Genomic DNA, 15,305 nt, shown 5'->3' with positions numbered 1-15,305 from the left:
TACTTCCGTAATTAATCTCTAAATATTTTCCCTTTCAATTTTCTGCCTTTTAAAAGGTTAAACTGTCGTTAAATGGCCGCTCCTGCTATTCCTCTTTCTTAACTTTAAGTGAAAAAACGGGGTTCTTGATGTACTAAATGATCTCATAAAATGAGAAGAATTTCCCTGTTTCTCTCTATTCCAGTCAGAGTCGGGGAAAAAGGCAATGCACAGGTATCCCTGTTACCGGAATTTAGATTCTTAAAACAAAATTTGTGAGAATATTTAATGCCCTCTTTGCTATTATCTTCTTTTTCTCCGCCTTTGTACAATTAAATGACCCGGACCCGGCCCTTTGGATAGCTATTTATGGCTATGGAGCCCTTGTATGTAGCCTTGCCGTCTTTGGGAAAGACAAAAAAATATATCACTACCTAGGGCTACTCGTCTTCCTGTCTTACGCCATTTATTTATTTTTTATTCCGGATGGGGTAAACTCCTGGATAACCCTATACAATGCAGAAGATATTACCGGATCAATGTCAGATGAAAAACCATGGATCGAAGCCACCCGGGAATTTTTCGGGTTACTCATCCTGAGCTTTGCCCTCTTGATAAACCTGATCTTTCGTAAAAATTTTAATCAAAAAAAGTCAATTACTAACCAATGAAACATTACCTACTCTTCAGTATATTTTTTACTTTAATTTCCATGACTTCAGGCGCACAGGAAACAGGTCGCCTAACGGGTAAAATAATTTCAGAATCTGCAGAACCGCTGGAAAATGTACAGGTCAACCTGCTGAATTCCTCCTACCAGACCACAACTTCCGGAGAGGGAATTTTTTCTTTTTCGGCAGTTCCTTATGGCTCTTACATCATTCGCCTTGGCAAACGGGGATATTCAGAAACCACCCAAATTGTGAATATAGATTCAGAGTTGGTTGAAATTGAGATTATATTCTCTGCTGAAGGGGAAAGGTTAAAAGAAGTAGTAGTCACCGCCCAAAAGAGAGAAGAGCTCATCCAGGAGATACCATTGAGTATTACCAGTCTTTCGTATGAAAACGTAAAGCAAAGCCAGATCCAGAATGCGAATGATCTTACGGCTATTTCCCCGAACCTCTATGCCAGCGATCCCGGAGATAGAAGGACTGTAACTTCCATAAGGGGAATTGTCACTACCTCTTACGATCCTGCCATTGCAACCTATATTGACGGCGTAAATCAATACAACCTGGACACCTATATCACCCAGCTTTTTGATATTGAGAGAATAGAAGTATTACGCGGTCCACAGGGAACACTTTATGGAAGGAATGCTATGGGTGGTGTGATCAACATTATAACCCGTGAGCCTCAAAAGGAAACAACAGTATTTGGTGAAGCTACCCTGGGCAATTACAACCAACAGCGATATATGGCAGGAATAAGAACGCCCCTGACTGATAAATTATTTTTTGGTGCCGCCGGATTATATGAGGAAAGGGAAGGATTTTACACCAATGAATTCACCGGTTCCAGTTATGATGATCAAAAAAACTTTTCGGGAAATTACTACCTGAAATACCTTTTTAGCCCAACCTGGAATGCAACCCTGAATCTTAAACATTTTTCAGCAGAAAATGAAGGAGCTTTCCCATTGAACATGGGGATAGACGCCGCGCTGGAAAATCCTTACACCCTAAACCAGAACCAGCTTTCAACAATGAAGGACAATACTTTTAATACTTCTCTTGTCATTGATCATAAAGGGGAAAACCTCAACTTTAGTTCACAGACTGCTTACCAGCAGAATTACCGGTATTACCAAAACCCTATTGATGCAGACTTCTCCCCTCTCGATGCACTGTCCATTATCAATGACTACGGAAGGGACTGGAATACGGTAAAAGTTGCGACCCAGGAATTTAGGCTCTCCTCTCCCAGCGGCTCCGGCAGGAACCTGAAATGGACTGCAGGAACTTACATGTTCTACCAGGAGAGCCCCGTGAAACAGGCAACCCATTTTGGGGAGGATGCAGCATTAATGGGATCTGAAGATATCAACTATTCCCTCATCAATACAAGTGAAGCAATTGGGAAAGGAATTGCCTTTTTTGGGCAGCTGAATTATGAGGTTACTGAAAAGCTTGGTTTGATAGCCGGCTTGAGATATGATTACGAGTACAAGAAGCAATCTATTTTGGGAGAATATCAGCCCGACTCAGAACCCGAACCTATTTTTGAATATCAACCGGACTCTACCGCTACTGCAAGCTTTAACGCCTTTTCGCCCAAGGCCGGTCTTACCTATGATCTTTCAGAAGAAAACCTTGTTTTCTTTACCTACAGCCGCGGCTTCAGGGCTGGAGGGCTTACTCCATTGAGTGCAGATCCTTCGCAGCCACCTTTATACGAATACGATCCGGAATTCAGTAACAACTTTGAAATAGGTACTAAAAACTCATTTTTGGACAATAGGCTGCTTGTAAATGCCACTTTGTTCTACACGGAAGTGACCGACGTACAGGTGCCAACTTTAGTCATGCCCGATGGAGTTATCGTAACCCGAAACACCGGAAGCCTTAACAGCAAAGGTGTGGAAGTAGAATTGAGAGCTTTATTAACAACCGGACTGGAATTGAGCTATGACCTGGGTTTCACTGATGCCAGTTATGAATCCTTACTCATTGCACAGGATGGAAGTGAAGTGAATTTTAAGGATAATAAACAGATCTATACTCCCGAAGTAACTTCAATGCTCGCTCTCCAATATCAGTCAAATCTTGGACTGAATGAAGATTGGGAATTTACGGCCCGTGCAGAATGGAAGTACCTGGAGGAACAATATTTCGATCTTGCCAATAATCTAAGGCAGGAGCCTTACAGCCTGTACAATGGGAATGTTGGTGTCTCTTACCGGGATATAAAGCTAATGATCTGGGGCCGTAATATTTTTGATACCGACTATGTAAGTTACGGCTATAATTTTGGCGCCGTTCACCTTGGTAATCCCGCTACAATGGGAGTGACTCTTTCGTTCGAGATATGATCTCACTAGATAAATGCGATTTTTCGTCAACCTGAGACCTCTAAAAAAATTTTCTAGCGTATGATTTTGACGGAATATTCCTGTTTATATGACTAGTTCTTGTAAAGGATCTTTTCTGTAAGTGTAGTGCTCCCCCGGAGTTAAAAATTTTTGAAGCCTTGGAGAAAATTTAGCCGGGGGAGCGCGATTCCAATTTTGCGGGAGCAAAATTGGAAACACCTATCAAAAAAGTGTCCATTTTTTGGTTCGTTTTACTTGCATCCGACGACCATAGGGAGAGGAATGCACAGCAAAAAAATGAACAATTAAAAAATAATCACCTTATATCTATCGACCGAAGGGAGTTCTCCCTTATTAAAATTGAAAACGTCAATGGTAACTTACTTCAGGTTCTAGTTCGAACTTTGTACTGAAAAGATTCTGAAATAAATTCAGAATGACGCCTACCCGATTTACTTTCCTGCAACCATTTTAAAAACTTTCCCTGTATTGCCCACCGGGCCATTTTCATCGGTAGTGAGAACGAACATTTCTCCCTCTTTGTTCTGGCCAAAGGACAATAGATAATGACCTATTGAAGTAGAGTTGGTCTGCGCAATTTTCAGCTCTTGAAAATCCCACATTCCGGTCTCTTTTGGGGTTGCCATAAACACTGCTCCCGCAGGTTTTCCGTGATGTTGCGTCCAGGTACCAAAAAGGTACTTCCCGGCCAGGTTTTTAATCATTTCACCTCTGTAGACATACCCACCAATTACCACCAGGCCTTTGCCTCCATGGTCGGTACCGCCTTGTTTAAATTCGATGACAGGATCTATAAGAGGGTTGCCCATCTTATCTTCTTGAGGACATTCCTTTTTCTCCTTGTCGTTATTATAGGAATTGAAACAATGTGTCCCTTCCTTCACATTCCATCCATAATTCCCGCCTTTGGTAATTACGTTAACTTCCTCCCATAGTACCTGTCCCGCATCACCGGCAATGAGATCATTCTCTCCTTCAAGGTCAAAGGAAAACCTGTAGGGGTTTCGCAAACCATAGGCATAGATCTCATCCATTCCGTCTTTGTCTACAAAGGGGTTGTCTTCAGGAATGGCATAAGGAGCATCCCCATCCACATCAATTCGTAAAATACTGCCGAGTAAATTCTGCTCTACATCTTGCCCGTTTCCACCCGCGTTCTTGTCATACCAGTCGGGTACATGGCCCATATCAATATCGTTTGCACCACCGCCATCGCCAAGAGCAATGTAGAGGTAATTGTCGGGACCGAATGCCAAAGTTCCCGCATTGTGATTATCCTGCGGCTGATCGACCTTCAGAATGATCTTTTCTGAAGCCTTATCGGCCATATTAGGATTATCTGCCGAAACCTGAAATTCTGAAATATGACTGGTGTGATCCCAGTTTTCGGGGGCATCTTCACTCAAAGGCGCACTGTAATAAACGTAGAACCTACCGTTCTCCCTGTAATCAGGGTGAAAAGCCAGGCCAAGAAGTCCCCTCTCTTCATGGGCGTCTTTTAAAGGAACGATCTTATCCTTCAGATCCAAAAAAGGCTCCCGCAAAAGACCTTTTTGAGGAGTATGTATCCTAATCACACCTACCTGATCAACAATGAAATATCTTCCCGATTCGTCCGGAGATTCCACAAGTGCCACCGGGGAAACCAGATTGTCAGCTACCACTTCCAGTCCGATTGTTCCCTGTGAGTATCCTGTGAGAACGTACCCGAGACTAAACATTACGAAGAGCAATTTTATTTTCATAACTATAGATTTTTATGGTTTTCTAAAGGATCTATAAGTTAATCAATTTATCCGGAGGGCTTGGTTAAGTTCCTGTTAAGCAAAGTGTCACAAACCGGAAAAGAAGTGGATTTTCCCATGCTTCGGAATTTTTTAACCGGGAGAGTTTTAACAGTACTTTCATACAGAAAACGGTAGAAGCTGACTAACTTGTAAGAAATCCCTATTCCTGTAAACCTGAAGAAAATGTAATGAAAAATCTTCTTCTCCCTATCTTCCTTACTCTCACATTTTCTTTTCAATCGTTTGCTCAACGTCCTCAATCTGTTGAAGGCAATGTCGATAACTGGCCGGTGCATGAATATGAACTGACCATAGATGAAGAAATGGTCAATCTCACCGGAGACCCGGTCAAGGCCATGACCATCAATGGCGGCATACCCGGTCCCGTCTTGGAGTTCACCGAAGGAGAGTATGCGAAGATCCATGTTACCAACAAGATGGATGTGGAAACTTCGGTGCACTGGCACGGACTTTTACTTCCGAATTTCTTTGATGGCGTACCTTATCTCACCACTCCGCCCATAAGACCGGGAGAGACCTTCACTTACGAATTTGCCCTGAAGCAGTCGGGCACCTACTGGTATCACTCTCACACAGGACTTCAGGAGCAACGCGGGGTGTACGGTTCTATCCAGATCAATCCGCGGGAGCAAAGCATGGAATATGATAAAGATCTTGTCCTGGTCCTTTCAGACTGGATGGATGAAAAACCTCATGAACAGCTTCGGAATCTCAAAAGAGGCAATGAATGGTACCTGATCAAGAAGGGGCAGGTACAAAGTCTAAATAAAGTCCTGGCTAAAAACGCGCTGGGAGCCAAACTCAAAATGAGCTGGCAACGCATGCCCGATATGGCTATTTCTGATAACTACCATGATCTTTTCCTGGTAAACGGACTCCCGGAACAGCAGTATCCTGATTTTGAATCGGGAGAAAAGGTACGGCTCCGATTTGTCAATGCCTCTGCAGCGTCCTACTTCTGGCTCACCTTTGGGGGAGAAGATCCTTTTTTGGTTGCTGCCGATGGGCTGGATGTGGTACCGGTAAAAAAGAACAAGACCCTTATCGCTGTTGCAGAGACCTATGACTTCATTGTCACTGTTCCGGAAAGTGGAAAACTGGAAATTCGTGCCACTTCCCAGGATGGTTCGGGACATGCTTCAGCATATATAGGAGAAGGAGAAATTATACCTGCCCCGGTAGTCCCCGAACCTGACCTGATTGAGATGATGAAAAAGATGATGGCCATGGATATGAAAATGGGCGCTCCGGCATCAAAGTTCAGACCCGGGAAAAATGACTCCATTAAAGTGATGAAAAAGTATGCCATGGAAATGGATCACATGGAGATGGACATGGATTCCGAAGGAATGAAAATGAAAGAGGATCATACCCAGCATGATATGGACATGAATGAAGACATGAAAAGGGATACTCTGGTTCAGGACAAAATGAAAGATCCCAACCTGATGGATCCTATAAAAAAGCCGCTGCCCGATTCCCTGGTAATAGGCGACGCCATGAAAACCGCGGGATCTCCTGTCTTCAATTATGATTACCTCAGAGCCCCAGCACCTACCACTATTTCTGACGAACAGCCGCTTAAAGAAATCCTGTTCAACCTCACAGGAAATATGAACAGGTACGTGTGGAGCATTAATGGAGTACCTCTTTCTGAAACCGACAAAATTAAAATTGAGCAGGGGCAAAAAGTGCGAATTACCCTGAATAACCTAACGATGATGCATCACCCCATGCACCTTCACGGGCATTTCTTTAGAGTGATCAACAAGAATGGAGAATATTCCCCATTAAAGCATACGGTGAATGTCGCCCCTATGCAAAAAACGGTGATCGAGTTCGATGCCAACGAATATGGAGACTGGTTCTTTCATTGTCATGTACTCTATCACCTCAACGGCGGTATGGCCCGGGTCTTTAGTTACGATACGCCACGTGATGAGCGGCTGGAACCATATCCTTTAGCCAATCTAACAACAGAAGCGAATGAATACTTTACCTGGGGAGAAGTATCGGCTGCAAGCCACATGACCGAATTTTATGCTACCACCACCAATATTCGAAACCAATTCAGGTTGCGGGCTGAGTATGGATGGAATGAAAACGTGGAAGCCACTCTTACCTATGAAAGATACCTCAATGACTACTTCAGGGTCTTTGCCGGCGGGAGTATTGAAAACGAAGAAGAAGATAACCTGGATGAACTGGAATCTACTGCCATTGGCGGCATCAGATACCTGCTGCCGCTGTTAATAGATTCTGAACTCAGCATTGATCACAAACTCCGGCCTCAGTTGGCGTTTAATGCCGGACTTTTGCTTTTTCCCCGCCTTGAATTATATGGGGAATATGAATACCAGATTGATTTTGGCTGGAATGGAGATCTCGAAGAGAGCAAAGACTACGAAACCGAAACGGTATTCCAGGTAGGTCTCGAGTATGTGCTTAGCAAAGGAATAAGGTTAATGGGAAGCTATGACAATCGTTTTGGTGCAGGCGGTGGTATTTCTCTATGGTTCTAAAAATTTAAAATTCAAATATGAACGTACTTTATTTAAGCCTTGGATTCCTCCTTCTTATATTTGTAATCTATGATTTCTTTTTTACCACCCTCTCCGGAAGCGGAGCAGGACCTATTTCTAAAAAAGTAGCCAGCCTCTCCTTCCGGGCAACGCGCTGGTCTTCCGGATTTTTTGGCAGGAAAGCCTTTGACTACTGCGGCATGACCGTTAATCTGGGAGTACTGTTTGTGTGGATCATTATTGTGTGGCTGGGGCTGTTCCTGGTCTTTTCCTATGATCCTTCGGGAATAACCAATAGTGATTCGCGGCCGGCCAATTGGGTAGAAAGGCTCTACTTTACCGGATACGTGATCTCTACATTAGGCATGGGAAATTTTAAACCTATCACCCCCTTCTTTGAGATACTAACAAGTTTATTTTCCTTTTTCGGCTTTATTTTCTTTACCAGTTCAATGACTTACCTGATCTCCGTTTCCTCTGCGGTCATTCGAAAAAGAACACTGTCCAGGAGTATTTCTAACCTTGGGAAAAGCCCTTCTGAAATTGCCAATAAGCTCGAGAAAGTAAACAGCTCTTACAGGGATCAACAAGTACTTTCGTTACAGGAAAAGATCGATAATCATCTTGTGAGCCACCAGGCATATCCTGTGGTACATTTCTTTAGCCACTCAAATCCCGAAAACTGTCTTAGCCTTAATTTTGTGCGGCTGGATGAAGCCCTTACCCTCCTGCTTAAGTCCAATGAAAGGTCTCAAAATGAAAAGGAAGAGCTGCAGCTATTAAGAAGTACCATGACAAATCTTTTAATGCACTTAAAAGAGAATTTTTCAGCTTCTCTTCCCAATGAAGATCGAACTTCGAGTGACAAACAGGAACAAACAGACCTATATGACCTTGACCAGAGAAGAGATATCTTATCTTCCCTGTTGCAAAGCGAAAGTTTGAACTGGGGTCACGTGAAGGAGGATTGAAAAAATGTCTATAGCCTGTCATGGCATTGGTTTTAAATTAATAAACAAGCAGGGGCACATATTTAAAATAAGAATCAATAAAAAAGGAACATCGGCCGGCACTTCACCTTTGGATAAAGGTCAATGGGTGCCACCAATAACGTGATACAAAATCCAGCCAAGACCGAATAGCCCAAGGGCGCCATGTATCAAGGCTACCCACTTCGGGATCTTAAGGTGGCGAATATCCTTGTAAAAGAGATAAACCCCTCCCGTTGCCGCAAGGAGAAAGATGATAATACTATCCCAATGCTTATGATGAGAAGTTGTAGTTAATGCGTAAATAATAAGAATAAGAATTCCCAGAACAGCCAGAGAGCCATGGACTATAGCTACTCCTTTAGGCGGAATTTTCTTCTTTAAAACGAAACTTATCAGGTAAAGCCCGAGTAAAACAGCGAGACTAATGAATACAATTGCAGTAATTACCATAATATCATTCTTTTTTATCAAGGTTCCTCTTGTCCAGCGGGGAAAATGCAGGGCCTTCTATAACCTCTCCGGTAGCTTGAAAGCGGCTTCCATGACATGGACAATCCCAGCTTTTCTCGGCATCGTTCCAGTCCACAATGCAATCCATGTGTGTACACACGGCCGACTGGCAATGCACCTGCCCCGTTTCATCTTTAAAAACTGCCCATTTTTCATCGTCAACTACCACTACTTTTCCCTGCCCTACCGCGATCTCATCAAAGGAATCGGCTTCGGCCTTTCCGGGAAGGTCTTTAAGATACTGCTTTGCTACGTTGATATTTTCCTTGATAAAATTTTTAGCAGATTTAACGGGAGTAAACCTTGAGGCTTTGTAGAGATCGCTCCACTGGTTTTCCCTGCCGTTAAACTGATCATCCAGGATCATTGCCGAAAGCACTCCATAAGTGAGCCCGTCTGTAGAAAAACCGGTAGCGATGTAGATGTTGTCGTCTGAACTCTCTCCAATATAAGGTAATCCATCTGCAGGTTTGTAGTGCTGGGCACTCCATTCATACTCGATCTCTGAAACATCGAAATATTTTCGTGCATTCTGTTCAAGCTTTCTAAAGAAACGACTGTAATCATCCTCCTGCCCTACCTTGTGATGTCCTCCCAGCACAAGCACGTACTTGTCATTTCCTTTACTATAGGTACGCAGGGAAGTGTGGAAATCGGCTTCTGTATCCCAGTAGATCCCATCCGGGAAATCTCCGGAATTAAGTTTAGCCGCGATCGCGTATTCACGGTATGGGTAAAGAGCAGTTTGTAATCCATAAATTCCTTTGGGAGTATGAGTGGCTAAAATGACTTTTTGAGCAGTCACTGTTCCCGTAGCGGTAGACAACACCAATTCCTCTTCTTTTTCAATATGATGTACCTCAGAATTTTCAAATATCCTGCAGTTTGCAGGATCTATTTTTTCTGCCAGGCCACTTACAAAGGCTGCCGGATTAAATTGTGCCTGTCCTTTGACCTTTATAGCCTTACTCACCTTAACCGGGAGAGGCAATTCATGTAATTCCTCTATGGGAAGTCCATAATCTGCAGCGGCATCGATCTCCTTCTCAATTACTTCATCTTTCTCATTTGTCTCGCTGAACAAATACCAGGGCACGCGCTTGAAACTGCAGTCAATTTGATGCTCGTTCACCAACCTCTCGACCAGGTCTACGGCCTGTCCTCTTGACCGGGCAACATTTGATGCTGTTTCCTTATCCCACTTGCTCTGGATGTGATGCAGGCGTTTGTCAATCATAGAATAAAGATTCCCGGTAGAATCACCTGTGGTTCCTCCGCTTATAGTACCTGCCTCCAGCAGGACTACCTTTCTACCCGACTTTGCCAACAGGTATGCTGCAGTGACTCCTGTAATACCACCTCCTACTATAGCAATTTCTGTATTGATATATTCTTTTAATGTCGGGAAATTAGTTTTTTCTGCTGTTGATTTCCAGATAGATCGTGTCATAGATTGGCTTTTCTATAAAGTTAGAAAACCCTTCATCCTGCTGCCAATTGTTTTTAGTTAGTTTTTTGTTAATGCTGAAATTCAAATCACAATTTGTAACATTTATAACCCATATTCGTCTTAGAATAAACCGTTCACTATGAGATTCCTTCTTTTCTTTCTGTTGCTGCTTCAGGTGCAGTTTTTACAAGCCCAGGAGATACGCGCGCAGGTACTCGACGCAGCCACGAAACAACCTATTCCTTACGCCAATGTGATCTTTGCCGAAAACCGGGGACTGGTGACCAATGAAGAAGGGACCTTCAGCTATAACCCCCAAAAGGAAAAATCTCCCGAAATTATCAAGATCTCCTCCCTGGGTTATGAACTGCTTGAGATCGCCCCCAAAGAAATTTCCGAAGGGATCATTTTTCTAAAGCCTGCTACCATAGAATTGCGCGAAGTTTTTCTTTCGAACAAAAACCTTTCAGCAAAAGAGATCATTAAGAAAGTAAAAGAAGAGGTTTATAACAACTACAATTTTGACAACAGCAGGAAGAGGATCTTTTTAAGAGAGTCGGATATTAGTTATGTGCGCCGGTTCGACCTCGAAGTGGACAAAAGTACAATTGCCGGTATAGATCAGGCCCTCATGAACGAGATCTCTGCCAAAATTCCAAAAGTATCAGATTCTTATAGAGAAATCCTGGCCGATATGTACGGGAACTTTGACAGCCAGAAAGTAAATATTATAAAAGCTGCAAGTCTTTACGATCCACAGAGCACACAATCCCTGGAACAGGTGACAGACCACTTGAATTCCCTTTTTATGAACACTCTTAAAGACCGTTCTTACCTCAAGATACGTTCGGGGATCATCGGGGTAAAGGTCGATGAGGAAGAACTTAAAGAGGAATTAGTAGTAAAAGAGGAAAAGAAAGAAAAAACTCCCGTAGAAAAAGAAAAAATTCTTGCTGAAAGGAAAAAGAATCTCAAAAAGAACTCTAATTCCAGGATAAACAGACTTATGGACGGGATGTTCTGGAAAGAAGACATCACTTTTAACCTTTTTGACAAGGCTAACAAGTACAGGTTTACTCAAAACGGCTATGCCTGGATAGACAATGCTACAGTTTACATCATCGATTTTGAACCAAAAAGGGGAGCCGATTTTAAAGGCAGGATCTATGTAAATACAGAGGATTATGGGGTCCACCGCCTGGAATATGAAAATGTAAAACCGCTGAAGAAATTCCGCCTTTTTGGAATAAGCACCAAAGATGACGTTTACCGGGGCAAGATGATCTTTGTAAAAGATGAAGCAGGAAAGTACAACCTAAGTTATCTTGAACGGGAGACCGGCGAATCTGTTGGGATTGACCGCCCACTTACCATCATCGAAAAGAACAAGCACGTTCCCGGCCGCCGTAAGCAGAATGAACTGGACCTGGACCTTAAATTCAACATAAGCCAGGTGAATAAATTGCAACTGGTGGTTTATGAATCTGAGACTATGCCTGCGGCCGCACTTTCTGAAATTCCGGAACCCGAAGATTTCCAGTACGAGACTTTCAAGGTCTATAATCCCGAATTCTGGAGCGGGTACAATATTATTGAACCCAACGAGGCGATAAGAAACTTTGTTGCCCTTGATGCCGGAGAGGACGAGATCTAAATCTTAATTCCCGGTTCGAAGTTAAATCGGGTTTGGCCTAAAGGCCTTTTGTATTATCTTTTTGATCCTCCTGCTAAAGCCGGAGGCAATTTAAGTATGCCATCTTTAAAGTTTAAATAGAGAAATAAATTGCTGCCACCTTCTAGTGGTGGATCAAAGGTTTCCTAAATAAAAGGCTTTAGCCCAATGATTATAGGCAGAAGAATATAAATGCACTGTTGGTATAGACCGGCCAAGGCCTTTGCAGTATTTCTTTAACCTCCGGCTAAAGCCGGAGGCAATTTAAGTATGCCATCTTAAAGTTTAAATAGAGAAATACTTTGCTGCCACCTTCTAGTGGTGGATCAAAGGTTTCCTAAATAAAAGGCTTTAGCCCAATGATTAGGCAGAAGAATATAAATGCACTGTTCGTATAGACCGGCCAAGGCCTTTGCAGTATGTCTTTAACCTCCGGCTAAAGCCGTAGGCAGTTAAGTATGTCATTCTTAAAGTTTAAATAGAGAAATAAATTGCCGCCACCTTCAGGTGGTGGATCAAAAGTCTCCGGGATAAAAAGGGCTTTAGCCCAATAATTATAAGCGGAATAATTAACATGCAGCGTTACGTTTCAACCAACTACAGAATTACGATTTTCAAAATTCCTTATCTTTCATAAAAATCTAAACACATGCAAAAAATCTCTTTTTTGGCCCTCGTGCTTTTTTTCGGGGGCTTCGCTTTCGGTCAGGCTGAAGAGCCTCACGTAAACCACCTTCTTGAAGAGTGGCACAAGGCCGCAGCCGAAGCTAATTACGAGGAATACTTCAGCTTAATGGCTGCTGAATCTGTTTTCATTGGTACAGATGCTACAGAGAACTGGAACAAACAAGAATTCATGGAATGGTCAAAATCCTATTTTGACCGCGGGAAAGCCTGGAGCTTTTCCACTCTGGAAAGGAATATATATTTTGCCGATGATGCCGAAATTTCCTGGTTTGACGAGTTGCTGGATACTCAAATGGGTATTTGCCGCGGCTCGGGCGTAGTGGTAAAAGAAAACGGAAAGTGGAGAATAAAGCACTACGTTCTTTCCATCGCCATACCCAATGAAAATATGGCCGCTGTTACCTCTCTAAAAGCCGATTTTGACAAAGCTTTTATTTCCAAAATAAGATCTCACTAAGTTCTATAAAAAGGTAAAATTTGGATCCTTTTTCTTATTTTACGCCACTTTTAAAAATTAACATGAATATGAATAAATTTAGTAAAGGTTTCCTTCTTACTCTTATGGCAACAGCGGTTGTTACCGGCTGTAAAAATGATAAAGAAGTAGAAGCCGAAGAACAACGCGGGATCAATCTTGCCTATATGGATACCACAGTGGCCCCGCAGGAAAATTTCTTCAGGTATGTGAACGGCCGCTGGCTGGATACCAATGAGATCCCCGAAGACAAAACAACATGGGGAAGCTTTAACGAATTACGGGAAAAAACAGATAAGGATGCTCTTGCCCTTCTTGAAGCTGCTGCAAACAGCGAAGATCTTGACGCTAATAGTGACCAGGCCAAAGCAGTTTACCTGTACAAGACCATCATGGACACTGTGGCCCGTAACGAGCAGGGAATACAACCAATTCAGCCTTACCTGGATAAAATTGCGGCTATAAAGACCAAAGAAGACGTTCAAAATTATCTTCAGGAAATGCAGATGTACGGCGGTGGAGGATTCTTCAGCTTTGGTGTAGGTGCCGATGCAAAGAATTCAAACATGAACGCAGCATATCTTGCTCCGGGAGGTCTTGGACTGCCAGACAGGGATTACTACATTGCTGAAGATGCCGACTCAAAAGACAAGCGTGAGAAATATGTGGCACACATCACCAGGATGCTTCAGTACTTAGGGGATTCTAAAGAAGAGGCAGCACAAAAAGCTAAGACCATTCTTGAATTTGAAACTGCACTTGCACAACCACGTCTTGACAAAGTTGAGCGTCGTGATGCCCGCAAAACTTATAATCCTATGACGACTGCCGAACTTCAGAACAAAGTTCCTGCGATCAACTGGAACCGTTATTTTGAAGCTATTGGTGCTGCCAATGTCGATACCATCATTGTGAGTCAGCCGCGATACATGGAGGCAGTTCAAAACACGCTTGCTTCTCAAAATGTAGAGGACTGGAAAGAATATCTGCGCTGGTCTCTTTTTGATGACGCAGCAGGTATGTTGACCACAGAGATCGAGGATGCAAACTGGGAGTTCTACGAAAAAACCCTTCGCGGCGCACAAAAACAATTACCACGGAATGAGCGCGCCCTTGCGACCATCAACAGCACAATTGGAGAAGCCCTTGGGAAATTATATGTAGAAGAACATTTCCCGGCTGAAGCTAAGCAGAAAGCCGAAGAAATGATCCAAAACGTAGTAAAAGCCTTTGAAAATCGCATCGACAACCTTAGCTGGATGAGCGACAGCACCAAGGTTAAAGCGAAGCAGAAACTGGCTACTACCCAGATCAAAGTTGGATATCCAGATGAGTGGAAAGACTACAGCAGCGTGGAGATCAAAGAACCTGCTAATGGTGGTTCCTACTTCCAGAACATGCTTAATGCAGCAAAATGGAACGTTGAAGAAGACATCGCAGAACTTGGTAAGCCTGTAGACAAAAGCGAATGGTTTATGGCGCCACAAATCGTGAATGCTTATTACAACCCGCTTTACAACGAGATCGTATTCCCTGCTGCTATCCTGCAGCCGCCGTTCTACGATTATAAAGCTGATGCTGCAGTTAATTATGGCGGAATTGGTGCCGTTATTGGCCACGAGATCTCTCACGGTTTTGACGACAGCGGTTCAAGATTTGATGCCGACGGAAACCTGAACAACTGGTGGAGCGAAAAAGACCTGGAGCAGTTCGAAACCCTTGGGGGAAGACTGGCCGACCAATACAGCGCCATTGAAGTGCTTGACTCGGTCTACATCAATGGAAAATTTACTTTAGGTGAGAACATTGGAGACCTTGGAGGAGTGAGCGCCGCTTATGACGGACTTCAGATCCACCTTGAGGAGCATGGGAACCCCGGAGAAATTGATGGCTTTACGCCAGAACAACGTTTCTTTATGAGCTGGGCAACCGTGTGGAGAACTAAGATGAGAGAAGAAGCTTTGAAAAACAAGATCAAAACAGATCCACATTCTCCGGGAGAATACCGTGCTTATGTGCCTCTTCAAAATATTGATGCTTTCTATGAAGCATTCAATATTCAGGAAGGTGATAAGATGTATGTGAAACCTGAGAACCGGGTGAAGATCTGGTAATACTTATGTCATTCCGATCCCGAGGCTTCGGGATCGGAATC

Annotated in this window: 10 protein-coding genes; 7 read left to right on the top strand and 3 right to left on the bottom strand. The window is 43.2% G+C overall.

The genetic code is table 11. The annotated features are described in order from the left end of the window. Positions 1–254 precede the first annotated feature (254 nt). Together LA313_RS07745 and LA313_RS07740 are read left to right on the top strand one after the other, a co-directional pair. Positions 255–650 carry a transmembrane 220 family protein gene (locus LA313_RS07745; RefSeq protein WP_228914107.1) on the top strand — a complete coding sequence of 132 codons (396 nt, stop codon included), beginning with the start codon at positions 255–257 and terminating at the stop codon, positions 648–650. Further along, positions 647–3,013: a TonB-dependent receptor gene (locus tag LA313_RS07740; protein ID WP_228914106.1), complete on the top strand. Its 2,367-nt coding sequence runs from the start codon at positions 647–649 to the stop codon at positions 3,011–3,013. Before LA313_RS07745 ends, LA313_RS07740 begins: the two co-directional genes overlap by 4 nt. 452 nt (positions 3,014–3,465) lie before the next feature. Here LA313_RS07740 and LA313_RS07735 read toward each other — a convergent pair whose 3' ends face one another. Further along, on the bottom strand, positions 3,466–4,779 hold the full coding sequence (locus LA313_RS07735) for a PQQ-dependent sugar dehydrogenase (RefSeq protein ID WP_228914105.1): 1,314 nt from the start codon (positions 4,777–4,779) through the stop codon (positions 3,466–3,468). A gap of 230 nt (positions 4,780–5,009) precedes the next feature. On the opposite strand from LA313_RS07735, the gene LA313_RS07730 reads away from it, so the two are divergent. Both LA313_RS07730 and LA313_RS07725 read left to right on the top strand, forming a co-directional pair. Beyond that, complete coding sequence (locus LA313_RS07730; RefSeq protein ID WP_228914104.1) at positions 5,010–7,364, top strand: multicopper oxidase domain-containing protein; 2,355 nt, start codon at positions 5,010–5,012, stop codon at positions 7,362–7,364. Positions 7,365–7,381: 17 nt separating this feature from the next. Further along, positions 7,382–8,335 carry an ion channel gene (locus LA313_RS07725; RefSeq protein WP_228914103.1) on the top strand — a complete coding sequence of 318 codons (954 nt, stop codon included), beginning with the start codon at positions 7,382–7,384 and terminating at the stop codon, positions 8,333–8,335. A gap of 120 nt (positions 8,336–8,455) precedes the next feature. Here the strand turns inward: LA313_RS07725 and LA313_RS07720 are convergent, their stop codons facing one another. Both LA313_RS07720 and LA313_RS07715 read right to left on the bottom strand, forming a co-directional pair. Then, entirely contained in the window at positions 8,456–8,806 is a 351-nt protein-coding gene (locus LA313_RS07720) for a hypothetical protein (RefSeq protein ID WP_228914102.1), read from the bottom strand. A 4-nt stretch (positions 8,807–8,810) separates the two neighbouring features. Beyond that, entirely contained in the window at positions 8,811–10,316 is a 1,506-nt protein-coding gene (locus LA313_RS07715; protein ID WP_228914101.1) for an FAD-dependent oxidoreductase, read from the bottom strand. Positions 10,317–10,455: 139 nt separating this feature from the next. Between LA313_RS07715 and LA313_RS07710 the strand changes: the two genes are divergently transcribed. From LA313_RS07710 to LA313_RS07700, 3 genes are all read left to right on the top strand, one after another. Continuing rightward, a complete protein-coding gene (locus LA313_RS07710) occupies positions 10,456–11,970 on the top strand; it encodes a carboxypeptidase-like regulatory domain-containing protein (RefSeq protein WP_228914100.1) in 1,515 nt (504 codons plus the stop codon). A gap of 667 nt (positions 11,971–12,637) precedes the next feature. Further along, entirely contained in the window at positions 12,638–13,132 is a 495-nt protein-coding gene (locus LA313_RS07705) for a nuclear transport factor 2 family protein (RefSeq protein ID WP_228914099.1), read from the top strand. A 68-nt stretch (positions 13,133–13,200) separates the two neighbouring features. Then, positions 13,201–15,264, top strand: a complete 2,064-nt coding sequence (locus LA313_RS07700; protein ID WP_228914098.1) for a M13 family metallopeptidase — start codon at positions 13,201–13,203, stop codon at positions 15,262–15,264. The last annotated feature ends 41 nt before the right edge of the window (positions 15,265–15,305 follow it).

Source organism: Salinimicrobium sediminilitoris (genome assembly GCF_020866905.1).
Classification (GTDB): domain Bacteria; phylum Bacteroidota; class Bacteroidia; order Flavobacteriales; family Flavobacteriaceae; genus Salinimicrobium; species Salinimicrobium sediminilitoris.
Note: the sequence above shows the minus strand (reverse complement) of the source record. Positions and strands in the feature narration are given on the sequence as shown.

Excerpts from the sequence above, each read along its gene's own strand:
- LA313_RS07740 (WP_228914106.1), top strand. The coding sequence starts at position 647 with ATGAAACATTACCTACTCTTCAGTATATTTTTTACTTTAATTTCCATG.
- LA313_RS07735 (WP_228914105.1), bottom strand. The coding sequence starts at position 4,779 with ATGAAAATAAAATTGCTCTTCGTAATGTTTAGTCTCGGGTACGTTCTC.
- LA313_RS07730 (WP_228914104.1), top strand. The coding sequence starts at position 5,010 with ATGAAAAATCTTCTTCTCCCTATCTTCCTTACTCTCACATTTTCTTTT.
- LA313_RS07725 (WP_228914103.1), top strand. The coding sequence starts at position 7,382 with ATGAACGTACTTTATTTAAGCCTTGGATTCCTCCTTCTTATATTTGTA.
- LA313_RS07720 (WP_228914102.1), bottom strand. The coding sequence starts at position 8,806 with ATGGTAATTACTGCAATTGTATTCATTAGTCTCGCTGTTTTACTCGGG.
- LA313_RS07715 (WP_228914101.1), bottom strand. The coding sequence starts at position 10,316 with ATGACACGATCTATCTGGAAATCAACAGCAGAAAAAACTAATTTCCCG.
- LA313_RS07710 (WP_228914100.1), top strand. The coding sequence starts at position 10,456 with ATGAGATTCCTTCTTTTCTTTCTGTTGCTGCTTCAGGTGCAGTTTTTA.
- LA313_RS07705 (WP_228914099.1), top strand. The coding sequence starts at position 12,638 with ATGCAAAAAATCTCTTTTTTGGCCCTCGTGCTTTTTTTCGGGGGCTTC.
- LA313_RS07700 (WP_228914098.1), top strand. The coding sequence starts at position 13,201 with ATGAATAAATTTAGTAAAGGTTTCCTTCTTACTCTTATGGCAACAGCG.